This window comes from Paenibacillus sp. oral taxon 786 str. D14 (genome assembly GCF_000159955.1).
Lineage (GTDB): Bacteria > Bacillota > Bacilli > Paenibacillales > Paenibacillaceae > Fontibacillus > Fontibacillus phoenicis.
In genome coordinates this window covers 18,129-42,820 of the sequence record NZ_GG695999.1, presented here as the reverse complement: position 1 = coordinate 42,820, position 24,692 = coordinate 18,129, and the positions used below count along the sequence as shown (strand labels likewise).

Annotated in this window: 17 protein-coding genes, 1 pseudogene and 1 riboswitch; of the genes and pseudogenes, 4 read left to right on the top strand and 14 right to left on the bottom strand. The window is 53.9% G+C overall.

Annotation, left to right across the window (positions count from 1 at the left end):
* Positions 1 to 242: 242 nt before the first annotated feature.
* The 6 genes from POTG_RS21520 to POTG_RS21495 form a co-directional block, all read right to left on the bottom strand.
* The gene (locus tag POTG_RS21520) at positions 243 to 1,643 is read right to left on the bottom strand and encodes an NCS2 family permease (RefSeq protein ID WP_009226962.1); all 1,401 of its coding nucleotides are present in this window, start codon (positions 1,641 to 1,643) and stop codon (positions 243 to 245) included.
* Between the two features lie 241 nt (positions 1,644 to 1,884).
* Positions 1,885 to 1,985: riboswitch (purine riboswitch) on the bottom strand.
* 264 nt (positions 1,986 to 2,249) lie between these two features.
* On the bottom strand, positions 2,250 to 3,788 hold the full coding sequence (gene guaA / locus POTG_RS21515; protein ID WP_009226961.1) for a glutamine-hydrolyzing GMP synthase: 1,539 nt from the start codon (positions 3,786 to 3,788) through the stop codon (positions 2,250 to 2,252).
* 78 nt (positions 3,789 to 3,866) lie between these two features.
* Positions 3,867 to 6,275, bottom strand: coding sequence for a DUF4129 domain-containing transglutaminase family protein (locus POTG_RS21510; protein WP_009226960.1), 2,409 nt, complete (start codon positions 6,273 to 6,275; stop codon positions 3,867 to 3,869).
* Positions 6,262 to 7,500: a DUF58 domain-containing protein gene (locus tag POTG_RS21505; RefSeq protein ID WP_009226959.1), complete on the bottom strand. Its 1,239-nt coding sequence runs from the start codon at positions 7,498 to 7,500 to the stop codon at positions 6,262 to 6,264. The genes POTG_RS21510 and POTG_RS21505 overlap by 14 nt, the downstream gene beginning before the upstream one ends.
* Positions 7,497 to 8,465 carry an AAA family ATPase gene (locus POTG_RS21500; RefSeq protein ID WP_009226958.1) on the bottom strand — a complete coding sequence of 323 codons (969 nt, stop codon included), beginning with the start codon at positions 8,463 to 8,465 and terminating at the stop codon, positions 7,497 to 7,499. The genes POTG_RS21505 and POTG_RS21500 overlap by 4 nt, the downstream gene beginning before the upstream one ends.
* A 131-nt stretch (positions 8,466 to 8,596) precedes the next feature.
* Complete coding sequence (locus tag POTG_RS21495; protein ID WP_009226957.1) at positions 8,597 to 9,970, bottom strand: polysaccharide deacetylase; 1,374 nt, start codon at positions 9,968 to 9,970, stop codon at positions 8,597 to 8,599.
* 175 nt (positions 9,971 to 10,145) lie between these two features.
* On the opposite strand from POTG_RS21495, the gene POTG_RS22870 reads away from it, so the two are divergent.
* Positions 10,146 to 10,877 (top strand): stalk domain-containing protein, encoded by a 732-nt coding sequence (locus POTG_RS22870; RefSeq protein ID WP_009226956.1) that lies wholly within the window; start codon positions 10,146 to 10,148, stop codon positions 10,875 to 10,877.
* Positions 10,878 to 10,953: 76 nt separating this feature from the next.
* Here the strand turns inward: POTG_RS22870 and bcp are convergent, their stop codons facing one another.
* A complete protein-coding gene (gene bcp, locus POTG_RS21485) occupies positions 10,954 to 11,439 on the bottom strand; it encodes a thioredoxin-dependent thiol peroxidase (protein WP_009226955.1) in 486 nt (161 codons plus the stop codon).
* 130 nt (positions 11,440 to 11,569) lie between these two features.
* Between bcp and POTG_RS21480 the strand changes: the two genes are divergently transcribed.
* Positions 11,570 to 12,655, top strand: a complete 1,086-nt coding sequence (locus tag POTG_RS21480; protein WP_009226954.1) for an LCP family protein — start codon at positions 11,570 to 11,572, stop codon at positions 12,653 to 12,655.
* Positions 12,656 to 13,285: 630 nt separating this feature from the next.
* Complete coding sequence (locus POTG_RS21475) at positions 13,286 to 14,596, top strand: glutamate-1-semialdehyde 2,1-aminomutase (RefSeq protein ID WP_009226953.1); 1,311 nt, start codon at positions 13,286 to 13,288, stop codon at positions 14,594 to 14,596.
* An 82-nt stretch (positions 14,597 to 14,678) separates the two neighbouring features.
* Here POTG_RS21475 and POTG_RS25450 read toward each other — a convergent pair.
* Positions 14,679 to 14,882 (bottom strand): annotated as a pseudogene (locus tag POTG_RS25450) (transposase); the annotation flags it as partial.
* A gap of 864 nt (positions 14,883 to 15,746) precedes the next feature.
* Here POTG_RS25450 and POTG_RS21465 point away from each other — a divergent pair.
* Positions 15,747 to 16,718 carry a bile acid:sodium symporter family protein gene (locus POTG_RS21465; protein ID WP_009226951.1) on the top strand — a complete coding sequence of 324 codons (972 nt, stop codon included), beginning with the start codon at positions 15,747 to 15,749 and terminating at the stop codon, positions 16,716 to 16,718.
* 392 nt (positions 16,719 to 17,110) lie between these two features.
* On the opposite strand, the gene POTG_RS21460 is transcribed toward POTG_RS21465, so the two are convergent.
* The 6 genes from POTG_RS21460 to pgmB form a co-directional block, all read right to left on the bottom strand.
* The gene (locus tag POTG_RS21460; RefSeq protein WP_009226950.1) at positions 17,111 to 18,568 is read right to left on the bottom strand and encodes an ABC transporter substrate-binding protein; all 1,458 of its coding nucleotides are present in this window, start codon (positions 18,566 to 18,568) and stop codon (positions 17,111 to 17,113) included.
* A 132-nt stretch (positions 18,569 to 18,700) separates the two neighbouring features.
* Positions 18,701 to 19,567, bottom strand: coding sequence for a carbohydrate ABC transporter permease (locus tag POTG_RS21455; protein ID WP_009226949.1), 867 nt, complete (start codon positions 19,565 to 19,567; stop codon positions 18,701 to 18,703).
* Position 19,568: 1 nt separating this feature from the next.
* Positions 19,569 to 20,513, bottom strand: coding sequence for a carbohydrate ABC transporter permease (locus POTG_RS21450; protein ID WP_009226948.1), 945 nt, complete (start codon positions 20,511 to 20,513; stop codon positions 19,569 to 19,571).
* A gap of 104 nt (positions 20,514 to 20,617) precedes the next feature.
* Positions 20,618 to 21,943: a response regulator gene (locus tag POTG_RS21445; protein ID WP_009226947.1), complete on the bottom strand. Its 1,326-nt coding sequence runs from the start codon at positions 21,941 to 21,943 to the stop codon at positions 20,618 to 20,620.
* Positions 21,944 to 21,963: 20 nt separating this feature from the next.
* Positions 21,964 to 23,793: a sensor histidine kinase gene (locus POTG_RS21440; protein ID WP_009226946.1), complete on the bottom strand. Its 1,830-nt coding sequence runs from the start codon at positions 23,791 to 23,793 to the stop codon at positions 21,964 to 21,966.
* Between the two features lie 229 nt (positions 23,794 to 24,022).
* Complete coding sequence (pgmB, locus tag POTG_RS21435; RefSeq protein ID WP_009226945.1) at positions 24,023 to 24,655, bottom strand: beta-phosphoglucomutase; 633 nt, start codon at positions 24,653 to 24,655, stop codon at positions 24,023 to 24,025.
* Positions 24,656 to 24,692: the final 37 nt, after the last annotated feature.

The following is a 24,692-nucleotide window of genomic DNA, read 5'->3' as shown; positions in this document are numbered from 1 at the left end:
TTATATCAGGTGATTCGTTGGGATGCAAGAACTTTTTTCGATCGTTTTTTCGACCATCAAGTTCAATCTTCTTCGCAAACACCTCATCGCCGTGAGCGACTTTTATAATATACCAAACCTCACAAGCAAACACAAATGCAATACTTGGAAATCGTCGCATATAATCGAGAATCTACTACTATTAAAAAAGAAACCTGCAATCCTCAAAGGGACTGCAGGCTTGAGAGACCGTTAGTTCATCATTAACCTTGGCTGCCAAGAAAAATGTAACGAAGAATGATCAGAACGAACAATACCCACATTAACCAGTGGATGTTATATTTCTTTTTGCCGATCAGATTAGCCGCGAAGGCTAGCACCACATAGAACACAATCCCAAATGAAATCCCGTTCGCAATATTATAGGTGAACGGCATCATCGTTACCGTCAAGAACGCAGGGATGGCTACAACCATATCGGAGAAGTCGATCTCTTTGATCGATTGAACCATTAGGACACCAACAATGATCAAGGCTGCAGCCGTTGCAGCACCAGGAATCAAAGCTGCGATCGGAGCCAAGAACAAGGCGGCCAAGAAGCAAATCCCCGTCGTGAGGGCGGTTAAGCCCGTACGTCCACCTTCAGCTACGCCAGCTGCACTTTCAATATAAGCTGTCGTCGTCGAAGTCCCGAGCAGTGCGCCGCCAGTAACAGCCGCTGCGTCAACCAGCATGGCTTTGCCGACGCGTTTTTTGCCTTCTTCCGGATCCTTCATGATCCCAGCACGGGAAGCTGTACCTACCAAAGTACCAAATGTATCAAACAATTCCACGAAAGTAAAAGTCGCAATCGCGGAAATAATACCCGTATGCAAGATGCCGTCCCAGTCAAAGCGTGCAAAGTTGATTTGCGTGAAGTCCGGAACCCAAGGCGTTTGCGGATCGGACAAAGTACCGAAGTCCACCACACCCATCAGCAAAGCGATAACCGTCGTTCCCAGGATCCCCAGCAAAATCGCACCGCGAACCTGCAGCACCATCAAAACCCCGATCAGCAACAAGCCAATCAAAGTGAGCTGTACGTCTGTATTCTCCAGACTGCCTAAATGAATTACCGTTTCAAAGGAAAGCACATCGGTGAATGTGTTCGCCGGAATATCGCTACCGGCTTCAACGCCGATGGTCATCAGACCACTGTTTTTCAGACCGATAATCGTAATGAACAACCCGATCCCGACCGTAATTGCATGCTTCAACGAATCTGGAACGGCATCCAGCAGCATTTGACGAACTTTCGTTAAAGTCAACAGGATGAAGATCAACCCGGAAATGAATACAGCCGTTAAGCCCATTTCCCAAGTAAACGGATGATCCGTTGTCGCAGATGACAGAATGACGGACGCAAAGTACGCGTTCAGACCCATCCCCGGCGCAAGCGCCACAGGAAAGTTAATGAAAAGGCCCATGGCAATCGTGAAAATCCCTGCGGACAGCGCCGTTGCCAAGAATACGGAGTACCAACCCATTTCGATCTGGCCAAACGCCGTCAACGTGTTCGGGTTCACCGTAAGGATGTAGGCCATCGCCATAAATGTGGTCAGGCCCGCCATAATTTCCGTACGTACCGTTGTACCGTTCTGTTTCAGTTTAAAAAACCGATCCATGATAAAATTACTCCCCCTTAAAAATTGACAATCCAGGTTCAAACAACTGGCATGACAGCACCACTTTGTTGAATTTCCTTCGGAAAACGACAAAAAGCCCGAGGCGACATCCCTCGGGTTACCGTACATCCAGAAGAAACGATCGTTCGGATCAGCCAACAGCCATAGGCTTCCGTGAAGCAAGCATCGCAGCATTCGTCCGAGCAACATCCCTGAACTTTCCCCAACTCGCTCCAACGATACGTTCGTTTCTTCCTTTCGTAGCCAGATCATTTACGGTGACCTCGTAGAGACTTCCGGGCCAATTCCCGGAATTATACGAAAAGAACTATGCGGTTTTGTCGATATCCAGACAAGCCATGTCAGCAAGGCTTATCACATGATTTATTCTAGGCGGAGGGTCCTAAAATGTCAACAGAAAAAACGAATATTCGATTCAATTCGTGATATTATTGTTCGTAATTTGAATTATTCGTGAAAATTTACACTGATTTCAAAGTAATCAAGAGACCCAAAGCAATAGATACAACAGTAAATTAACCAAAAATGCTCTCCTTTATTTGCCTGAACCGGCATCTAAAGGAGAGCATTTGTGAGTTTGATAACCTATTCCCATTCAATCGTGGCCGGCGGCTTCGACGTAATGTCGTACACGACGCGGTTCACGTTCTCGACTTCGTTGACGATCCGTACGGAAATCTTCTCCAGCACGTCCCACGGAATACGCGCCCAGTCGGCGGTCATGCCGTCGATGGACGTCACGGCACGGATGCCTACTGTGTAGGAGTAAGTACGAGCGTCGCCCATAACCCCTACGCTGCGCATATTCGGCAATGCCGTGAAGTATTGCCAAATCTCACGATCCAGTCCCGCTTTGGCGATTTCTTCGCGCAGGATGTAGTCGGAATCCCGAACGATTTGCAATTTCTCTTCCGTCACTTCGCCCAAGACGCGAATCGCAAGTCCCGGTCCCGGGAACGGTTGTCTCCACACGATTTCCCGCGGCAGCCCTAATTCTTCGCCAACCTTGCGCACTTCGTCTTTGAACAACGTTTTCAGCGGTTCAATCAGCTTGAACTTCATATCTTCCGGCAGCCCGCCCACGTTATGGTGGGACTTAATCGTTTGAGCCGTTGCCGTGCCGCTCTCGACAATGTCGGTATACAACGTCCCCTGCGCCAGGTAAGTAAAGTCATCGAACTTCGCCGACTCTTCGTCGAACACGTAAATAAACTCGTTACCGATGATTTTGCGCTTCTGTTCCGGATCATCCACGCCGGCCAGCTTCGAGAGGAAACGCTCGCGCGCATCAATCTTGACGACCTTCATATCGAACTTGCCCACGAAGGTCTCCATGACGCTCTCCGCTTCGCCTTTGCGCAGCAGACCGTGATCGATGAACATACAGGTTAACTGATCACCAATTGCTTTATGAATCAGCATAGCCACCACTGAGGAGTCTACACCGCCGCTCAACGCACAAAGCACTTTGCCGTCGCCGACTTGCGTGCGAATATCACGTACCGCGTCTTCAATAAACGTCTCCATGCTCCAGTTGCCTTCACAGCCGCAGATGTCATAAAGGAAATTGCGGATCATTTCATTCCCATGTACAGAATGCCGCACTTCAGGATGGAATTGCACACCATACATCTTCCGGTCCGGATTGGCAAATCCGGCGATCGGCGCATGCTCTGTCGATGCATCAACCACGAAGCCGTCCGGAAGCTGGGTCACATGGTCCCCGTGGCTCATCCATACGGTCTGCTTCGAATCCAGACCGCGAGTTAGGGCCGAATGTTCGGCAAAATCCACGTCCGCTTTGCCGTACTCGCGTTTTGCCGCCCGTTCAACCTTACCGCCAAGCTGGTGAGCCATCAACTGCATCCCATAACAGATGCCGAAGATCGGCACACCGATGTCGTACACGGCCGGGTCAATGTGTGGGGCATCCTCCGCATAAACGCTGGATGGACCACCCGAAAATACGATGCCTTTCGGCGCGATTTCCCGCAGGCGTTCAACCGGCGTATTATACGGCAGCAATTCGCTGTACACGCCTAAGTCGCGGATTCTTCTTGCAATTAACTGATTGTATTGTCCTCCGAAGTCAAGGACCACAATCATTTCATTTGGCTTATTCATGACCGAGCCTCCCTCAAATTATGACACCTATTATACGAAACGACAAAAGAGGTCGTCAAGGAAGCCCAAGCGCCAATTTCAGCCTCGGCGAGAGGCCAACTTCCGGCATTGTTCAAGGAATTTCACGCTTTCCTGTCGATCCGGTCGCAAGCCTCCGTAGTAGATCTTTTCCCAGGTCCGTACGAACTGCTCCGCACACTCCGATTGCGCCTGATCTTCGCTGAACGCGCCCTGAATATATTCCCGGGCTGTCATGGACGCGGGCTTGGGACCATGCAGCAATGCTAACTCGCGCCAAACCCGATCCGCTGAAGCAAGCAACTCCCGGCGTCCAGGAAACGTGCTCCCTGGCCGCAATCGTCCGAAGGCAAGCAGCAGTAAGTATCCGCGCAGCCTCAGTTCTCGTGCGAACAGTAAGGCGAAACCAGCAGTTAAAGCCAAAACGGTCCAATCAAACGGGCGCAGCCGCGGGGTCATACGGGTAAGTTTTTCGTAAGCCAATTCAGTAAGTCTCGGTTGCAGGTGCTTGGCCACTTCAACAGCTTTGGCTAACCACGGAAAAGTCGCTACCGTATTTGCTTCACCTAATCTATAATCCGCTAAGGTGCTGACGCTCAAGGCGATGGACTCGCCAAACCCTGGCGTCGGATCAAAGGCAATCCAACCCGTTTCGGGAAAATAAACCTCGACCCACGAATGCGCATCCGCATAGGCTACGGTATATCGGTGCATCTCTGCCGAGCTGGAGCCTGTACCGCTTGCTAGTGAAACGGCCTCCCCCCTGCTCCCCGTTCCTCCGGAAGCCGCAGCTGCAGATGGCGCAGGATCTCCCGGCGCGAAGCCCTTGACCCAGCGAGCCGGAATCCCGCCGCTGCGCAGCAAGATGACCATCGCCGTCGAGAAATGGTCACAATAGCCGATGCGGTCGACGAACAGAAAGTGGTCGACGAAATCGGCGCCTTCCGGCGGCTGACGGGAATCGAGGCTGTAAGCGTAGCGATGCTTAAGGTAGCTCTCGACGGCGGCCGCCGCATCATAGCGGTTGCTTTCTCCGGCGACAAGCCGCTCGCCCAACTTCCGCACCCGCTCCGGCAATGCGTCCGGCAGCTGCAGAAAGCGGTCACGGACCTCTACAGGGTCCGGCCCCTCTTCTTGGCGCAGCTTGTCCGCAGACGCCGTCGGCACCGCCGACGTCAGCTCATAGCCGTAAATCTGCTCCGCCGGGGCAGCATAGTCGACGATCAAGGCATCGGCCCAGGCATCAAACCGAGGCTCAATCTGCACCGACTCGTTTCCGTCACCGGCGATGATCCGTTCCGCCTGGACCGGAAGCCCGCCCGAGAGCAAGGCTACCCTCCCCGATAACGGCGCTTCGAACGTCACCGTTTGCCGTATGAGCTCGCGGCCGGTGTCGACCTGGGCCTCGGCTGTGATGGCTTCGCCTTCAGCCGCCTCGCCCGTCACACCGCCCGTACGCTCCGCCCCGGCGATCACCGGCGCGCTATCCCCGACCGGCTGAATCCAGCCCCGGCCGGTGTACACGCTTTTGCTCTCGCCGCGCCAGTACGTATTGTACGGGGACAACGCCGTAAAATATGGATCAAGGCGCAGGCGCAGCGGCCCGCCCAGCTTGGAGTCGTCCCGACCGTAGCCGGAGACGTTGACCGCCGCGGCCCGGCCCGCCGTGGCAGGCAACTCGGCTCCGCTCCACTCCGACAAGCTGCGGGCGACCTGCTCCCACGAGATCGCCCGCACCGGCTGCAGCGGCAGCAGCGAGCTGAGCAGCGCTGCGCCCGCCACGCAGGCGAGTACGACGACCCCGCCGGCGAGTCTCCCGGCTCCCCGGCTCGATCCAGGCTCGCCGCGATGGAACGCTGCCGCCTGCAGGGCCAAGCCCAACGCCGCCGAGCGGATGACGCCCAAATACAGCTCCAAGCCGACGGCAGCTTCCAGCACGAGCAAGTAGATCACCGTGGCGGACAAGAACAGCAAAATACTCTGGCGCGATAACGCCAGCATCTGTACGGAAACGACCAGCAACGTCCAACCGATCAACAGCAGCAATGCCCGCGTCTCCATGCTGATGGAGAACAACCGCCCCGTATCCCAAAACGCCTCCAGATCGGCAGAGATCGTATGGGCGTAGCCGGCAAACCAGGCAATCCCTTCTCCTCTCCCGAACAGATACAACATGGCACCGGCGATCAGCAGCGGCGGCAGCGGCGCATACAGGGCAGTCGGCAGCCGCAGGCAGCCAAACAACAGCAAAGCTCCGGTGAGAACGAAAAACAGCGGAAGCAGCTCCGTCTGCCTTTCGGGAATCATCGCATGCAACGGATACAACCATTCCCCAAACAAACCAAACAGCAGCAGCGTAATCACGACCCGCAGGCCGACAGAAGGCGCAGAATGCCCGCCTCGCCGGGATGGTGTCACCGGTGCCAACTGGCCGCTGGAGGTGAGCACTGCCGGTTTAGGCGCCGACATGCTTGATCGCCTCCTTCCGCGGAGTTTTCGTCCGATACAACGTCAGATCCAACACCGTGACGCCCCGTTCTCGCAGCCGGGCTACCAGCCGCCCCAGATCCGATCCGCCGAGCCCGCCGGCGCACCAAACTTCCGCGGTTACCCCCAGCTCGGCCCAATGCAGCACATCCCCCGCCAATTCAGGCGTCAGCGTGCCGGTGATGACCGTAAGGCTTTGCCCTTGGGAGAGCACCTCGGACCAATCCCGGCGAAGCAATTCTCCCGCAGACAAGCCGCTCCCTAAGCGGAGGCCGGCCAGCTGCTCCAGGCCGCTCATCAGGCCGTCGCGACCGTTCACCCGGCAAGCTCCGTCCATCGCGCTATGGCTGAAGCGAAGCTCATCGGCGCCGGAATCGCCGCCCGCTTCGCGCGTAAACCACGTGGCGGCTGCCGAAACCGCCAGTTCGAAGCCGGCGGAGGAAGCGTAATCCCCGTCCTGCGTGCTCAGCAGCAAATAGCGCGGCATGACCCCCTGCTCCTCGGGGATGCGGGAGAGCAGCTGGCCTTTTTTCGCCGAGTATTTCCAATGAATTCGCCGCAACGGATCACCCTCGACATAGGGTCTTAACCGGCCCGGAGTTGGAGACGATGCGACCAGCTGGGGCTGCCAAGCCCCGCCGCCCTCCTGCTCGCCCCGCTCCTCTGCCTTCGGGGGATCTCCTGCCAGCCGCAGCGGATGAACCACCATCACCTCAGAGGAAGCCGCAAGTCGGCTCCGCTTGAACCAGCCAAACGGATCGCCCCAGGTTAACCTAACGGAAGCATTCTTATAGACGCCCCGAGGCAAGTCCTGAATCGCATATGTCATCCGGTAATCCCGGCGAAATCCGGTAAAAAACAAACTACCGCCCCGGCCCCCCGGGCGGTTCTTCCCGTATTCTGAACCAACCGCGTCTCCTGCCAGCTGGTCCTCGATCTGCAGCCAAACCGGCGGCAGACCTCCCTCACAGCGGACCGTTAACGTGACAGTGACCGGTTCACCGGCAACCGGAAATACCGGCTGCCAAGCGCGCTCCACCTTGAAGCGCTTCGGGCCAAATGCTTGGACCAAAACGCCCTGCAGCATAATGAATCCGACCAGCAGCAGCAAGAATAAAGCCGACGCCCCGCCGCGCCAAGCGTACCAACCTCCCAAAGCTCCGGCGAAGGTGACGGCGATCAGCCATGCCCATCCTGCGTGCTTCATGACGAAGCCCCCGCTCTCCGTGCAAAAATCGGCACATTCACCTTAGCCAGCACTTCAGCTAGCGCCTTCTCTCCGCTGACTCCGTCGAGCTTCGCTTCCGTCCTCAGCACGATCCGGTGCGTGAGCACAGCGGGCGCGACCGCCTTCACATCGTCCGGCGTGACGAACGAACGTCCTTTGTAATACGCCATCGCCTGCGCCGCCCCCATCCAGGCAAGCGTTGCGCGCGGACTGAAACCCAGCGCGATTTGCGGATGGCGCCGGGATACGTCCGCCGCCCCAACCATATAGCGCTTGATGACGTCGTCCACAAATACGCTGCGCACCTGACGCTGCATGAGGGCCATTTCCTCCGGCAGCAGCACCGGCTTCAGCTCGGCAAGATTAGGCGGATCCTGCATCCTCCCGAGCAGATCCACCTCCTGCTCTGGCTTCGGATACCCGAGCGTCAGCCGCATCAAAAAACGATCCAGCTGCGCCTCCGGGAGGCGATAGGTTCCTTCGTATTCCAGCGGATTTTGCGTAGCCAGCAGCAAAAACGGCTTCGGCAAAGCCCGCGTCTCTCCATCGATCGTCACTTTCCGTTCTTCCATCGCTTCCAGCAGTGCCGACTGGGTTCGCGGCGCTGCCCGATTGATCTCATCGGCCAATACGACATTGGCGAACACCGGCCCGGGCCGAAACTCAAACTGACCGCTTTGCGCATGGTATACCGTTACGCCGGTGACATCAGACGGCAGCAGGTCCGACGTGAACTGAATGCGGCCAAACGACCCGCCGATGCAGGCAGCTAACGTGCGTACCAGCATCGTTTTACCCACTCCTGGCACATCCTCTAACAAAATATGACCGCCGCTCAGCATCGCCACTACCGCGAGCTCGATCTCCGCTTTTTTTCCAACTATCACCCGATCCACCTTGTGGACGAGCCGCTCCAGCAACGTCTGCGCTTGATCGTGATTCATCCTGACTCCCCCTCCATTTCTAAAAACCATGGCCGTAATCTATCAACCAGTATCTCCAGAAACTAGCGGAAATAGACATGGAAGAAAGGGAGAGAAAGTTAAGCGTTTGTCCCAAGAATCTATCAAAACAACTAGATTGCCGAGACCCGTCGCTCCCCAGCAGTTGAAACAACTCCGACAATCGGATGACCTAATGCCTCCAAGAGCGGACGCAGTGGAATCCATAACGCCTGAGCCTTGCGCTCAAACGTCACTTCCCATTCGGCATAGGTCCCGTCTGGGCGAACCGCAGTCAGCACTCCGCGCCGTGTATCCGCTACGATGTAGGCGTCCCCCCAGTTGATGAAGGCGCTTTGCGTCGCCTCGCTCCAATAGACCTCAGCTCCCAGCCGCTCCATCACCATACGGACAGGAGCCACATACTGGCCGTCACGCAGCTCGTATTCCCCCGGCGCAAGGCGCGTTTGCAAGCCGCCGGCCTCCACGGTGAGCGGCAGCTCCGGTTCAAACAAAGCCGCATTCGGAACGACGTTGGACGCGATCCATTCGGCGGAAGGCGCTGGACGGTTCTTTTTCTTGCCTACCTGAGGATCCAGCGAAAATTGAACGGGCTTTTGCTCCGCAGATAATGTACGAAACTCGTAACCTAGTTTTTTATAGTAATGAATAATTTCCGGCAGCGCCTTGACGGTCTGCTCATGCCCGCCTCCATCATGCATCAACACAATCACTTGGTCCTGCAGCTTCGCGTTCTTGACGTTGGCTACAATCTCATTTGCCGGAACGCCTTTGCGCTTGGAATCGCCGCTGTCCACATTCCAGTCGAACACTTTATACCCACCCTGCTCCAGCAGGTTGAAATACGTCTTGTCAAAATGACCGTACGTCCCGCCCGGCGCGCGAACCAACGCCGTACGTGTTCCCGTGATCTCCCGCAGCACCTCTTCCGTTGCCTTGACCTGCTTCCAGAATTGGCCGAAGCTGTCGTACAACGCGTCGTAATCATGGTTATACGTATGATTCCCGAGGGCATGGCCGCCGTCGACGATTCGCCGGATCTTCTCTGGATAACGTTTGGCCTGCTCGCCAAGCACGAAAAAGGTAGCGGTCACCTCTTCTTCCCGCAAAATCTCCAGTACTTGATCCGTATGCGGGCTAGGTCCGTCATCAAACGTCAAATAAACGGTCTTGCCTTGCACTTCCTTTTGGTTTTCTTGCAGCGTCTCCGCCTTCTTCGTCTGAGACGCTGCCAAAGCCGCCGATGCGCCAGCCGAGCCTATGGCCGACGTATGGACGGGTTCCAACTTCTGGGGTGCAGGTGCAGCGAAATTCACTTTATGCGTCGCGGTTCCCCCCGCGGCTTGTTCTTTCATGGCCAGGGCTTTGACTTCGGGCAAGCCCTTGTGCTGGAAGCCAAGCGGCGTGCAGATTGCCGCAATCAGTACTACCGTAAGCAGTAGCAAACGTACCAGCATTTGTCCGGATAACTTTTTTGGTTGTTTCATCGACCTTCTACCTCCGCACTAGGATCAATTTCTTTTCTATGAATCCTTTAGCTTTCTGGTAGATTGTATGAAGGTAGAGATGAAGATAGACGTCATTCGAGAAAATATTGCCGAACCCCCGCCGGCGCAGATATAATATGTTGCAAAACTATCCAAAGGAAGGTGTAATTGCAACATGAAGAATTCAAAATCTAAATTCATTGCCGGCTTCGTTGCAGGCTCCCTTCTATTCGGAGCAACAGGAGTTTATGCCGGCAGCAGCGGAAAGCTGATCGAAGTGTTTTACAACGTCAAAGGGATTACCGTCAACAAAACAGCTCAAAAGTTGAGTGAGGATAACAAACCGTTCCTCTATAACGGGACGACATACGTACCTCTTCGGTTTGTTGCTGAAGCGCTGAAGCTTCCGGTGAAATGGGACGCCTCCACGCAAACCGTATACATAGGCGAGACAGAGGGGAAAACGGATATTTATCCAGAACGCGATATCCAGCATTCGAATGCGCAGACCGCATACTGGAGCAGATATGAATACGTATACAATGCGAACGAACCGATTGAAGATAACTTGGGGAACACGTATACCAGCTTCCTGCGCTTTGAGTTCCCTAGAAATGATAACGGCTCAGACAGTCGCTGGGTCCATATTCAATTTCCGCTTAACGGACAAGCCAAAAAGGTGGTCGGCAAAGTGGGGTTGACCGGAAAATATAGAGATTCTGGGGCTTCGGTGACGCTGCGGATCCTGGTCGATGATCGTGAAGCTTACTCAGAAACTTTCAAACCGGGAGACTTCCCTAAGGATTTAGCGCTTGACGTCGCTCATGCAGCGAAAGTCGAGTTCCGTGCAACAGCCGATCAGGAGAACATCGAACTAGGCCTTTTTGATCTGCATTTTGAAAAATAAGTAAAGGTAAACGCCTCATCCCACTTTAACGTTAGGATGAGGCGTTTTGATCAACTCTCTGGCGAAGACACCTATTTTATTGGCCGGCTTCTCGCAGTGCCTCCAACACTTGTTCCGCGTGCCCTTTGACTCGAACCCCGCGCCATTCACGGAGCAGCTTCCCCTCCTCGTCGATGAGGAACGTCGAACGGACGATGCCTTCGTATTCGCGGCCGTACATTTTTTTCAGCTGCCATACGCCAAACATTCGGCACACCTCATGAGACTCGTCCGATAAGAGCGGGAAATTCAGCCCTTGCTTCCCGGCGAACCTGGCGTGAGATTTCACCGAATCCCCGCTGATGCCCAGCACCACCGCCCCATATTCACCGTACACCTCAGCAAGATCACGAAAATCGCAAGCCTCCTGAGTACAAGCCGGGGTAGCATCTTTGGGATAAAAATAAAGAACGACCTTCCGGCCGCGAAATTGCGATAACGAGATTTCCTCCCCGCTGTCGGCGGGCAGTCGAAAATCCGGAACAGGCTGACCGATTTGCACTTGTTGCGTTTGTTTCGACATGCTCCTTCCTCCTCTGGCCTCTCCAACCCTGAAATTGATTGTATTTACAAAAGAAATTATAATGGAAAGACATGTAGTATATCTATAATAGAAACCGAATTTATCGCATGCCTTGAAAGGAACGAACCCAATGACGAAACGCACAAAACGGGCGATTCTCTGGTCTGTGATCGGAGTGGTTGTCGCTCTCGCCGGCTTTGCAGCCTACTATTTTACCGCCCTCTATAACCAAGTCGACAATTTTCAAAAAGAAGGAGAACAGTCTCCTTTCTATAACGTGCAACCAACCGAAACGAAAGTGCCGGAACCGCCCAAATGGGAAGGCAAGGATCGCGTCAACATCTTGCTGATGGGCGTCGATGCGCGCGGTTTGAAGAAAGGGGAAATTCCTCGTTCCGACACCATGCTGGTCGCTTCCCTGGACCCTGTGAGCAAGAAGGCCTACCTCTTCTCGATTTTGCGCGACACATACACGCAGATTCCAGAGCACGGTTCCGATCGGATCAACACGGCGATTACGCACGGACCGAATACAGCGATGCAAGCCGTCTCCGATCTGCTGGGCATCCCGATACAATATTATGTGTATACCGACTTTCAAGGATTCATTGAGTTGGTGGATGCGGTCGGCGGGGTTGATTTCTATGTGGAAAAAGATATGCACTACACCAGCAAGGCGGATAATCATGAATACGACATCGATCTGAAAAAAGGACAGCAGCACTTAGATGGCAAAACGGCGCTGCAATACGTCCGCTTCCGGCACGACGCTCTGTCTGACTACACCCGGACCGAGCGGCAGCGCAATTTCCTGAAGGCGGTGGCGGATAAGCTGAAGTCGACGACTTCCATTATGAAGCTGCCTTCGATTCTGGAGAAAATCAATCCTTACATCGACACGAACTTGTCGGTTCAGGATATGTGGAAGCTGGCTACTGTCGGGTATGACGCAGAAATGGTCGCCAGCGAGCAGATTCCGCCGATGGAACTGCTGGTGGAGAAAACCGTTGGCGGCTCGTCCGTCCTTGGCGTTCGCAGCGAGGAGGATTTAAAGCAATACGTGCAGGATGTATTTAATAAAGCGGAGGAAAGCGGGACGGACAGTGGCAACGATGCTGACGGTGCCGAGAATAACAGTGACAGCAGTGGCAGCTCAGGCCGTACTGGGGCGAACGCCGGCAGCAGCAGCCGGAACCTGGAGGCGGCCAGCCCTTGAGGCTGAGAGCCTTTTGGGGCGGAGGGCCCTAAGCCTGAGGTTAGCGAAGTCCTTGCCTGCTTAGGCGGCGGGCGGGAGTCCGTGAGATCGGAGGGCGTCTCTCGAGGCAGGCTCGGCCCTGTGGCCAGGCCTTAATCGAGAGGCGGCCTCCTCTCTTTTGGCCGGATAACCGCCATTTGGGGCGCAAGTAACTGTATTTAGTTGCACCACTCCTGTCCTTTGGGGGCACAGGTAACTGCCTTGGATGGTACTACTGCTGTCTTTTGGTGGCGACAGTAACTGCCTTTGCTAGCCCCCACTCTTACTGCCTAGTTCGGCATCACGAACTGCCTTTTTTGATCGCCGCCTACCGTGAATCCGCGCTATTGGGCCTGTCAGCTGTAAAAGTGCAGTTCATATTGCCCAAAACCGCTCTTTTTCAGCATTCAAATGTAAAAATGCAGTTCATTTCTGCTGAAAGGTCGCTTTTGAGGGCATATCGTGATGTCTGAGATGTACTTTTGCAGTTGATCGCGCGTAAGAGTCGGTTTTTCGGACAAATCAAATGTACTTTTGCAGTTAAATCGTAAGCTGGCTGGCACAATAACGAGCTCATTCCAGTAATTCAATTCAGAAAGGAAGTTTATTGAGATGAATCGATCACAATCCGAACGATTGTATGAAGAAGCGTTGCAACATATTGTAGGCGGCGTCAACAGCCCCTCCCGTTCCTTTAAGGCGGTTGGCGGCGGGGCGCCTGTTTTTATGAAAAAAGCGGAGGGCGCGTATTTCTGGGACGTGGACGGCAACCGCTACGTCGATTATTTGGCGGCTTACGGGCCGATCATTACCGGACATGCCCACCCGCATGTGACGAAGGCCATTCAAGAGGCAGCCGCAAACGGCACGTTGTACGGGACCCCAACCGAGCTGGAGATCCGCTTGGCCCGTATGCTCAAAGAAGCGATCCCTTCGATGGACAAGGTACGCTTTGTCAACTCCGGTACGGAAGCGGTCATGACGACGATCCGCGTCGCGCGCGCGTATACGAAGCGCAACAAAATCATCAAATTTGCCGGGTGTTACCACGGCCATTCCGATCTCGTGCTCGTGGCCGCGGGCTCCGGCCCGTCCACGCTGGGCATCCCTGACAGCGCCGGCATCCCGACCAGCATCGCGCACGAGGTGATCACCGTACCGTTTAACGATGCTTCGGCGCTGAAAGATGCGCTCGACAAGTGGGGCGACGACGTCGCCGCCGTCATGGTCGAGCCGATCGTCGGGAACTTCGGCATGGTGATGCCGAAGCCCGGGTTCTTGGAAGAGCTCTGCCGGCTCGCACGGCAGTACGGCGCCCTCGTCATTTACGACGAGGTTATTACGGCCTTCCGCTTCCATTACGGCTCGGCGCAAACCTACGCCGGCCTCTCCAACCACGAAGCGATCCGGCCGGACCTCACCGCCCTCGGCAAAATCATCGGCGGCGGGCTGCCGATCGGCGCGTACGGCGGCAGCAAAGAGATCATGGAGCAGGTAGCACCGTTGGGTCCGGCCTATCAGGCCGGAACGATGGCGGGCAACCCTGCTTCCATCTCCGCCGGCATCGCCTGCCTTGAGGTGTTGCAAGGCGCTGGGGTCTACGAAGAGATGGACCGCCTCGCCGTGAAGCTGACCGACGGGCTGGCTGACTCGGCCCGCCGCCATGGAGTGCCGCTGACCATCAACCGAATCCGCGGCTCGTTCTCGACGCATTTCTGTGACCATCCGGTCACGAACTATGCGGAGGCGCAAGACACCGACAGCGAAGCGTTCGCTGCCTTTTTCCGCGCCATGCTGAACCGTGGGGTCAACCTCGCCCCGTCGAAGTTCGAAGCTTGGTTCCTGACAACGGCGCACACGGAAGCCGACATCGACTTCACGTTGGAAGCCGCAGAGGCTTCTTTCAAAGAAATTGCCCGATGAAAATAGTAGAGGCTGTCCCAAAAGTAAACTTTTGAACATCCTCAGCAACAAGATAGGATGGTATAAGTAAAAAACCAAGGAGCTAAGCGAGAACAGACCGCTTAGCTCCTTGGTTTTTGGCGTCCGCCGCTGCTTTCTTGAGCAGATTGTGGGCAAGGGAAAGCCACCCGACTTCAAAGCTTGCTTTTGGTAAGCCTCGAAGCAGGAATCGTTTGAAGTCCCAATTGTTTTTCATATCCCCGAACACAGGCTCCGGCTCAATCATCCGTCTGACGGCCAAAGCATAGGCGTACGTCATAGTTAAATAATCGTCGCTTTTTCCAGAATCTTTTACGTATGAAAAACAAGCAGTTGAAAGTAATCTGTATGAAATGAAATCAGAATTCATAGAAATAGTGGAACTTCCGTCTGGTATTTTTACAAATAACTCATATGGTAAAATATTTGTGATTGGATTCAATGACGCAATAACTCCGATTAATTTATTCGCGTAAACATTTATTAGTGCCTGACCAACATTGACCTGTGTTTTTGTACCATTAATCAAATACAATGTGTTGTTAGAACTATAAAGATTAGTGTTATACCCTACGGCCTGAGCATACAGTTCTTGGATATCATATGTCTTTCCACTCCGGGTATGTGTATATCTAAGCTCATACCATCTGACATTACTATTACTAGGAGGAACTGAAACGTTAGGTGTTACTAAATTTTTTGATATCTTTTCTTGCACTTCAATTGGAGTAAGCTCTCTAACACCCAAGGAAGAAAGTTTTTTCCTCAGGGTGCCTTCAGCATTCGAACTAAGTTTCGAAGAATTTTGAGGATTTAGCTTTTCCAAGCTTATCTTCGTTAATTCCTCCATTGTTTTGATAATTTCCATTTTAGTCTGTGGGCTAATAGAATCATGCCCCAGACTATCATCTTGATCATTCGCTGCATATCCTGGCCCAGAAATGAACAAGGTAATTACTAAAGTCAAGGCGCATAATAATGTTCTTTTAAACATAGCATCTCAACCTCTCTATTTATTCTTGTTAATTTGGCCAAACTTGTTTCATTGTCTACTACCTAAATTTACCATGTAAATGTAAACAATTATATTTTTTATATAATTTCCGATAAACTGCCAAAGGATGTCGTGACCATGCTGCAAACGCTAAACCGACAACTGAACAAATTAATGCCATTAATTACCCCTACTGGCATATTGATCGGCGTCCTTTGCGGGAGTCGTCTAGCCTCCTATACCTACCTGTCTCCGTGGCTGTTTGCCTTCATGACCTTTGCCGGGAGCATTAGTCTCAGCTTCAAAGATTTCCTAAACGTGCTCAAAAAACCACTCCCCCTGGTGCTCTGCCTGTTCATCCTCCACCTGGCCATGCCACTGATGGCGATGGGAATGGGGCATTTGGCGTTCCCCGGGGATGCTTATACGATCACCGGCTTTATCCTCGCTGCGGCGATTCCAACCGGGGTGAGCAGCTTCGTCTGGGTCAGCATCTACAAGGGCAACATTGCCTTGACCTTGTCGATCATCCTGATCGACACGCTGCTGGCTCCCTTTGTTGTTCCCGGCATCCTGGCGCTGTTGGTTGGCACCAGCGTCCGGCTTGACGCCGTGGCGATGATGACCAGCCTGTTCTGGATGATCGTCGTCCCATCGCTGGTGGGCATGGTGCTGAACCAGTGGACCCAAGGCAAGGTGATCACCACTTGGGGGCCTTGGCTGAACCCGTTTTCGAAGCTTGCCATGGCTTCGGTCGTGGCGATTAACGGCGCGGTTGTCGCCCCTTACCTGACCGACTTCAGCCCGCGGCTGCTGGGGCTCGCCGCCATCATCGTTCTGCTCGCGGCCATCGGCTACGCGCTTGGCTTCGGCTTGTCCCGGCTGATCGGCCTAAACGAAGCCGACAAAGTCGCGCTGGTCTTCAACGGCGGCATGCGCAACATCAGCGCCGGCGCCGTGCTGGCCGTCACTTACTTCCCCGCCCCGGTGGCCGTGCCGGTCGTGTTGGGCATGGTGTTCCAGCAAGTAATGGCCTCCCTCGTTGGCCTCGTACTCGGCCGACAAGCCCGCGCGCACCAGTCGACGGACAAAACGGCAACGTCGGCGTGATTTAGATTTAGAGAGCTCGGCAGGGCGCGCCGTCCCTCTCCGCTCCAGTCCCTTCTAACGGAACCAGATGACCTTATTCGCTCATTTCCCGGCCATTTCCCATCCTAACGGAACCAGATGACGCTATTGGGCTGAAATCCGTACTGAACTCCACTCCAGACCGCAAATAACGTCTCTCCGGTCCGTTAGATTTCAACACGCGCCGAAAACCGCAAAATAAGGTCTCTCAGGTCCGTTAGCGGCCTACGCCTGGCATTAGCACTAGCCTCCTCCGCCACCATCGTCACTCTCCAATCGTACTCCCTACCTCCACCACTCCCGCCCCCTCCAACGCAAAAAAAGCCTCCCCCGGTCAACCTGACCCAAGGGGAGACTCCCTGCCAACTCACGAATTATTGCGCTTGAATTTTGTCAAAGAAATTCTCTTGCACGTACTTCGCTGCGACATCCAGCTGCTGCTTGGAGTCCGTGCCCTTCTTCGAGAACGATTCCTGGACGACGTTGGACATCGTGGCGTAGTAGTCCTGCGTGCCGAATTGCGCTTCCGGCTTGCCTTCCAGCAGGCCGAAGAGCTGCGGATCGTATTTGTACACGTTGTCGTATTTTTCGTAAATGGCTTTCACTTTGCTGGCATACTCGGAATCTTCGCTGAAATACTCCAGCGGTGTCGGCACATAATACTTGCCTTCCGCTTTGCGGGCTTGAATCGTATCTTCAACGGCTTTCAAGGCATCGTCGGTGAAGTAATCAAACGTAATATAGCGGAACGCCATTTCTTGTTCGTCTTTCGTGGCATTCGGGTTAATGACGAGGTAGTTGCCGCCGAGCACCCCGTAATGCTTGCCGCCTTTCTCTGCAGCAGGCATCGGATAAGCGATCACATCCTCCGGCTTCATGCCGCCTTCATTCAGCGCCGCTTGAATGACGTCAAATGCACCGGCGATCACCATCGCCGTCCGGCCTTGTTGGAAGGAGCTGACGGCATCGCCCCAACCCAGCGCCCAGTCTTGCGGGATCGCGTTAGCTTCCCATCTCAGCTTCTTATAGAAATCCAGCGCCTTCACCCCAGCCTCGGAGTTGAAGACGGCGGTCACTTTGCCGTTTTCGGTCTTTTCAATATCGCCGCCGGCTTCAAACAGGAAGTTGGTCCAGTTCCAGCCTGCTTCGTTCCCTTTCCCCATCGGTGCGATCCCCGAAATCCCTTTCTTCGGATCGGCAACCCCTTTGGCTACGTTGTACATATCGTCCCAAGTCCAGTCGAACGGAGGAGCAGCGATGCCCTTCTCGTCCAGCAGCTTCTTGTTGACGACCGTCGAGGTAACGTAACCGTTTTGGGTGATCCCGTACACTCGGCCGTCAACGATAAATTGATTTTGCAGCACCGGGTTAATTTCGTCTTTATACTCCCAGTTGTTCCACAGATCCGTGATGTCAGCAACCCAGCCGCGTTCCACCAGGAATTGGGCTTCCGTTGCCCACGTATTGTAGAAGGTTGGGGCTTCGTTGGAGGCCATCTTTACGCCGATTTCGTTGACGCTGTATTGCCAGTCATCCTTAATGATCGTCACGTTCGGGTATTTGGCTTGGAAGCGGGCGATTTTATCGTCCTCCTGTTGGCGAAGCGTCGTTTCGTCCGGCAACGGATAGTGGATCTTGATCGTGACCTTGCGCTGCGTGATATCATCGGCTTCTCCCGAATTCGCATCCGCATTGCTTCCTCCGTTGTTCCCCGTGGCCGCCGTGTGTCCGCCGCCGTTATTTTGGGCTTCCTTGTTCCCGCCTCCGCCGCAGGCCGCGAGCAGCGAACCAAGCAACATCAGACACATCAACACTGCTGAAAACTTGCGCATTGAAACTCCCCTTTTCATAAGTTAGGTAATCTTGCATTTTTATCATAAAAGAGAAACATTTAGCATTCGATGTGTGATCTTATGACTTTCGTGTGCAGGCCTACGATTCTGTAAACGCTGCCACCCATCCGCCTATCCCTTAACTGCAGACAAGCTCACGCTGCGCATGATAAACTTCTGGAACCCCAGGAACACGAAGATCGGCGGAATCATCACCATAAACAAAATACTGAACTTAATGCTGCTATCCATGTTCCGCGCGTTAATTACATATTTGTAGATCGCGGTCGCCAGCGTATATTTGTCTTCCGTGTGCATTACCAGCGATGGCCAGAACCAGTCATTCCACGCCGTGGAGAAAATAAAGATCGCCAGCGTCGCGAAGATCGGCACGGACAGCGGCACCGCAATCCGCAAGTAACTGGTCCACTCCGAAGCTCCGTCAATCCGGGCCGCTTCGAAGATCTCCGGGTGGATGCCGTCGAAGAAATTTTTCATCAGCAGAAAATAATACGCGTTCGCTCCCGCCGGCAGCCAGAACGCCCAATAGGTGTTCAGCAGCCCCAGCTCCTTCAGGTTGACGAAGTTCGGGATCATATAACTGGAGGCCGGGATAAACAACGTCAGCAGGATAAAAAAGTAGATCGCCCGGCTATACGGCACCCGGATCCGTGAAATGCTGAACGAAGCGAGACCCAGCACCAAAATGGTCATCAGCAGGTTGCCGCCGAAGATAAGCAGAGTATTTTTCAAAAACATCGGTAAATCGATGTAATTCCAGGCTTTCGGGAAATTGTCCCAATGCCATTCCTGCGGAAAAAATCGCGGCGGAAACGAGTTGACCTCCTGGTTGCTCTTCAGCCCGTTAAACATCGTCATCGCGATCGGATACAGCATCGTAAACGTCATCACCGCGATGCACAAGACCATAAATCCGTATACCACTTTATTCAGCGGCTTCTGCAGATCGGAGGGCGACAGGATGCCTCTTTCTTTCATATCAGTACTCCTCCTTGTTCAGCTTGTATTGCAACACGCCCAGCACGCTTAGCACGATGAACATCAGAACACCCAGCGCGGTCCCGGCCCCGTAATCGAGCTGGGTAAAGGCGTATTTGACTGTCAGGAGGGCGTAAGTTAACGTCGCCTTGTTTGGCCCGCCGTCCAGCAAAGCTAACTGCGATTGGTACGCCTGGGAAGTGCCGATCAGCTGTAAAATCAGCATCAACACGATCAGATTCCGCATCGATGGCAGCGTGATGTATTTGATCCGGGCCCAGACGCCGGCTCCATCGATTTCCGCCGCTTCGTACCAGTCCCGCGGAATGCTCAGCACTCCGGCCAGGTAAATCAGCATCGCTGAACCAAACTGCTGCCACGTCTCCATAAAGACGATCGAGACCATCGACCACCTGCCGTCGGAAATAAAGGACACCGGATCGGCTCCAAACCATCCGAGCAAGGCGTTGATCGGCCCCACCGGATCGTACATCCAGCGCCACATCCCATAGAGGACGACGCCCGGCACGACAAACGGCAGGTACGCGGCAATCCGCGCAAATCCCTGGAACCAGCGCAGCTCGGAAATGGCGATTGACGCCGCGATCGGTACCCAAAAGCCGATAACCAAGCAGAGGAGCATATAATACAAGGTGTTGCGAACCGACAGAAGTACGTCGGGGTTATGAAACACCTTCACGTAATTGTCCAGTCCGACAAATGTGTTACCTTTGACGAAATCAATGTTATAGAAGCTGTAAACCATCCCTTTGATGATCGGGACCCATAAGAACACGATAAATATGGCGATCGCCGGTACCAGAAATAGATACCCCCACATGTACTGCTTCCAGTTCGACCCCCGCCGCGGCTTCCGCGAAGCGGAGGCGGACGTTTTAACCGTGTTCTGCTGCATGTTCCCCGGTGAAATCACGGGTTCCCCCATCGTTCTCCCTCTTTTCTACGTAGTGTCTCTTCTCATTGTAGAAAAGCAGCCGGACGGCGAACATGTCTAAAACTATGTGAACTATGGTCGTTCTTACTTCATCGTTATTTCTTCAGTTCCGTGGGACTGACGCCAAAGTATTTCTTAAAAATCTTGCTAAAATGCTCCGGCGACTCATAACCCACGCGTTCAGCGATCTCGTAACGGCGCAGGTCCGTGTTCAGAATCAGCGCTTTGCTCTCTTCCATCCGCAGCTTGATCACGTATTCCCACAGGTTGTAGCCGGTATTTTTCTTGAACAGATAGCTCAAGTAATTGGGGCTGACATGATTGTTGCGGGCCACCTCGTGGATGGTCAGCCCCTTCTGCCGGTAATTCTCCTCGATATACTTCTTGGCGCTCTCCACGATCCGGTTATTCTGCTTCGTCAGCTCCTCCGTGGAAGGATCCTGGGTATAGTTGTGCCAGTTAAAATCGCCATAATAAAACACATGGTGATCCCCGTGTTCTCCTCCCCACAGCATCGCTTTGTCCGCCTGACGGCTTAGCAAGCTCAGAAACCCCGTACCTTTGAGAATCTGGCTGATCCCCACCGTGCACCGCAAGCCAAGGTATTTATGGATGTGATGATGCAGGCTGCGGCCTAGCATTTCGAGCTGGTTGATTTTATTGAGATTGGGTTCGGCGTACTCCGTTTCATTCCACTGCAAGATGAGGGCGATCTCCAGACTCTGGGTATAAAAAGATGCCGCGCGCCACTCCTGATGCAGCAGCTCGTTCACGATATTCAGCGCCGCGTAGCGGAACAGGCAGGCATCCCGATCCTGGTCCACGGATAGCTGCTTGTCAGCGGGGATGGCCAGCTTGATTTTGATCACGGAAAAATACGGCCCCGTCAGCCCCAATCGCTCAGCTTCCGCAAACCTCTGCTCTTCGTCCCCTTCGGCGGGATCACTTAACAGGCGGTTCAACCGTTCGCCGTATTCCGGAAGCGGCTCCTCCATGCGGAAATGTTCAGCGCCCCGGGACAACAGCTCCTCGCTCTGCGGCATCGGTTTATCCATCTTGAGCAGCGCGTTGCGCACCGAATCCAGGAACTGCTCACTGTTCAGCGGCTTAATCAAATAGTCCTTGGCGCCAAGCCGGATCGCCATCTGGGCGTATTGGAACGTTTCATGCGCAGAGATGATGATCGTCTGCACCCAAGGCTTGATCAGCTTCGCCTGCTGCATCAACTCGATCCCGTTCATTTCTCCCATCTGGATGTCGGTGACGAGCAGATCCACTTCCTCCATTCTTACGTAATCCAGCGCTTCGTGCCCGTTATACGCGGTGTAGATCTGACCGATATCCAGTCCTGAAGCGGTTAGAAGTCCGGATAAGCCTTTGCAGATCAACGGTTCGTCGTCGACGACCAATACGTTGTACATCGTAGTTCCCCCTGTTCGTTTTATTCGTTCCGGTTCACCGTGAGCGGCAGGGTAATGGTGACGAGGGTTCCGCCTTCAGGGCGGCCCACATAGTTCAAGCCGTACTCCGGCCCAAAATGCAGCCGAAGCCGCTGATGAATATTGCGGATGCCGTAACCAAACGACGGACTTGGCGTTTCATCGTTCAGCAGCTTGTCGATCGCATCGAAATCGACCGGCTTATACCCATTGTCCGCGATCCGAATGTAGACCCGGCCCAGCGCTTCGTCCGCCTCGGCACAAATCTGGATTTCGCCGTCCTCTCCCATATGTTTAACACCGTGAATGATAGCGTTCTCAATAAGCGGCTGCAGCGTGATTTTTGGAATGATGGTGGAATGCAGTTCCGATGGAATGTCCCAGGTCACGCGGAAACCATACTCATAACGATGCTCCTGCAGCTTGATGTAAGCCGAAGCATGCTCCAGCTCTTCCTCCAGCGTGATCAGCTCCCGGCCGCGGCTCAGGCTGATTTTCATCAGCTTGGACAGCTCCTTGATCATTTCGGCGGAGGCGGTGTTTCCTTCCATCGCGCTTTTCCAATAAATACTCTCCAGCGTGTTGTACAGCAAATGCGGGTTAATCTGCTGATACAAAATTTGCAGCTGGGCTTCCTTCTGCTTGATGTCCATCTGATATTTATAATGAATCAGTCCATTGAGGCGGCGAGCCATCTCGTAGATTGTAGAAATGAGCACGCTGACCTCGTCGTTTCTTTCCCGGTACGGCGTCTCCGGCACCACATTGCCCGGCTCGTAACGGCGGACGAAATAAACCAATTTTTGAATCGGGGTCATCAGCGACCGCCAGAAATATAAGATTAACACCAGCCCCACCACAAAATAAGCGATGGAAATGAGCTGAATAATCCGTTTGATTTCGTTTTGCTGTTGCAGCATGGCCTTGATGGGCACTTTGTACACCAGCTTTTGCTGCAGAACGTAATTATAATTAATCACATAGATGAAATCCTCGGTGATGAGATCCTTCACCCCGATCAGCGAATCGCCTAAATCCGCCTCTGGCGGTAAATCCAATATCGAACCAGTTGGCGTTGGCGTCAGGCTTGGTGTGGAGGTCAGAATCCGGTTGTTCCAATCGGTAAAATACAGCTCACCCTCCGGAATGGAGACGGTTTGCAGCGATTCGCCGATGCGCCCGTCAACATTGGACACAACCAGTACGCCGATCGTACCGTTTTTGTAAATGCTGTTGATCGCCCGAATATAAGCGAGCGTTTTTTGATTTGGCAGGCCTTGGCCGGAGGGAGACAGGTGCTCAATGAGGCGCAGGTAACCGTTTCCTTTTTGCGCGACGGCTTCATCAAACCATTCCGGCTTCTCGTTCTCGAGAAAAAAATAGACGCCCGCCTTTCGCGCATCCGGATAATATGGGGCAAAGAAATACGCGTTGTCCGGATCGTAGACGTATAGCGAATAATACACCGGCTCCCGCTGATCGGTTTCCTGCGAGTAATTGAGCAGCAGGTTCTCCAGCCTCTCGTAGTTTTTGACCCGATCCAGGACGGTCTCTGAGCTTTCACCGCTGGGGTTCAGCTGCTGGAGCAGCGGATGCTGGAATACGGTTGACGTAACCTTGTTAATCGCCTCGATATCCCGGGTAATGAGCCGGAAATTCTGCTTATTCAGCTCGATATAGGCGTTGGTGACATTTCGCTTCAATACTTGATCCGCTTTATAGTTGCCGTAGGCGTTCAGAATAAATAACGGAATGACCATCACAATGAAGAGGAGGATCATCTGCTGTTTGACGTTCAAATTGGCTAGCGGGTTCTTGAGTTTTAGCTTCAATGGTGTTGCACCTCCGGCAATTTAACTATAGCAATTCTAAAAACCGGCAAGTATGCGCGTTTCTACGAAGATCGTGGCGGTTCCACCTGTTCTCGCGGATGGGCGGGCCCCTGCCTATTTCTTAGTGTAGGGGATTTTGGGATTCTTGCCAGTTAAAAAAAACAAAAAGTCCCCCGGAAATTTCCGGGGGACTTTATTGGGTTTCGTGCAAAGCGATCAAACGTGCCAGCTACACCAGTTCATGCAGCCCGCTGACGACCCGATCGGCTTCAGCCAGGATGTCCGGGCTGCCGATGCCGACGACGCGGCAGCCTGCGGCTTTGCCCGCCTGCACGCCCGCCTCTGCGTCCTCAAACACGACGCATTCAGACGGCGGCAACGCCAGCGCCGAGCAAGCCGCGAGGAACACCTCCGGGTCCGGCTTCGCCTTGGACACCTTGGTGCCGTCGATCACCGCGTCGAACAGCTCCTCGATGCCCAGCCGGGATAAGATGAACCCGGCGTTTTTGCTCGCCGACCCAAGCGCGACCTTGACGCCCCGCTCGCGCAGCTGCAGCAAATACTCCTTCGCCCCCGGCAAAATTTCCGAAGGCTCCAGCTTGGAAATATACTCGACATATTCGCGGTTCTTCTCTGCCGCCATCCGCTCGCGTTCTTCCTCCGTGGCTTCCACACCGCCCACCTCAAGCAGGATGCGCAGCGATTCCATGCGGCTGACACCTTTCAGCCGCTCATTGTCGGCTTCGGTAAACTCGAAACCTAGCCGTCGCGCCAGCGCCCGCCAGGCGAGATAGTGGTATTTGGCTGTATCAACGATCACGCCATCGAGGTCGAAGATCGCACCTTTCATTGTTTCTAACATGATGGATTCTCCTTTAATCTTTCGTTTGCACTCCTAA

Coding starts and splice junctions, on each gene's coding strand:
- POTG_RS21520 (WP_009226962.1), bottom strand. CDS start 1,643: ATGGATCGGTTTTTTAAACTGAAACAGAACGGTACAACGGTACGTACG.
- guaA (WP_009226961.1), bottom strand. CDS start 3,788: ATGAATAAGCCAAATGAAATGATTGTGGTCCTTGACTTCGGAGGACAA.
- POTG_RS21510 (WP_009226960.1), bottom strand. CDS start 6,275: ATGTCGGCGCCTAAACCGGCAGTGCTCACCTCCAGCGGCCAGTTGGCA.
- POTG_RS21505 (WP_009226959.1), bottom strand. CDS start 7,500: ATGAAGCACGCAGGATGGGCATGGCTGATCGCCGTCACCTTCGCCGGA.
- POTG_RS21500 (WP_009226958.1), bottom strand. CDS start 8,465: ATGAATCACGATCAAGCGCAGACGTTGCTGGAGCGGCTCGTCCACAAG.
- POTG_RS21495 (WP_009226957.1), bottom strand. CDS start 9,970: ATGAAACAACCAAAAAAGTTATCCGGACAAATGCTGGTACGTTTGCTA.
- POTG_RS22870 (WP_009226956.1), top strand. CDS start 10,146: ATGAAGAATTCAAAATCTAAATTCATTGCCGGCTTCGTTGCAGGCTCC.
- bcp (WP_009226955.1), bottom strand. CDS start 11,439: ATGTCGAAACAAACGCAACAAGTGCAAATCGGTCAGCCTGTTCCGGAT.
- POTG_RS21480 (WP_009226954.1), top strand. CDS start 11,570: ATGACGAAACGCACAAAACGGGCGATTCTCTGGTCTGTGATCGGAGTG.
- POTG_RS21475 (WP_009226953.1), top strand. CDS start 13,286: ATGAATCGATCACAATCCGAACGATTGTATGAAGAAGCGTTGCAACAT.
- POTG_RS21465 (WP_009226951.1), top strand. CDS start 15,747: ATGCTGCAAACGCTAAACCGACAACTGAACAAATTAATGCCATTAATT.
- POTG_RS21460 (WP_009226950.1), bottom strand. CDS start 18,568: ATGCGCAAGTTTTCAGCAGTGTTGATGTGTCTGATGTTGCTTGGTTCG.
- POTG_RS21455 (WP_009226949.1), bottom strand. CDS start 19,567: ATGAAAGAAAGAGGCATCCTGTCGCCCTCCGATCTGCAGAAGCCGCTG.
- POTG_RS21450 (WP_009226948.1), bottom strand. CDS start 20,513: ATGGGGGAACCCGTGATTTCACCGGGGAACATGCAGCAGAACACGGTT.
- POTG_RS21445 (WP_009226947.1), bottom strand. CDS start 21,943: ATGTACAACGTATTGGTCGTCGACGACGAACCGTTGATCTGCAAAGGC.
- pgmB (WP_009226945.1), bottom strand. CDS start 24,655: ATGTTAGAAACAATGAAAGGTGCGATCTTCGACCTCGATGGCGTGATC.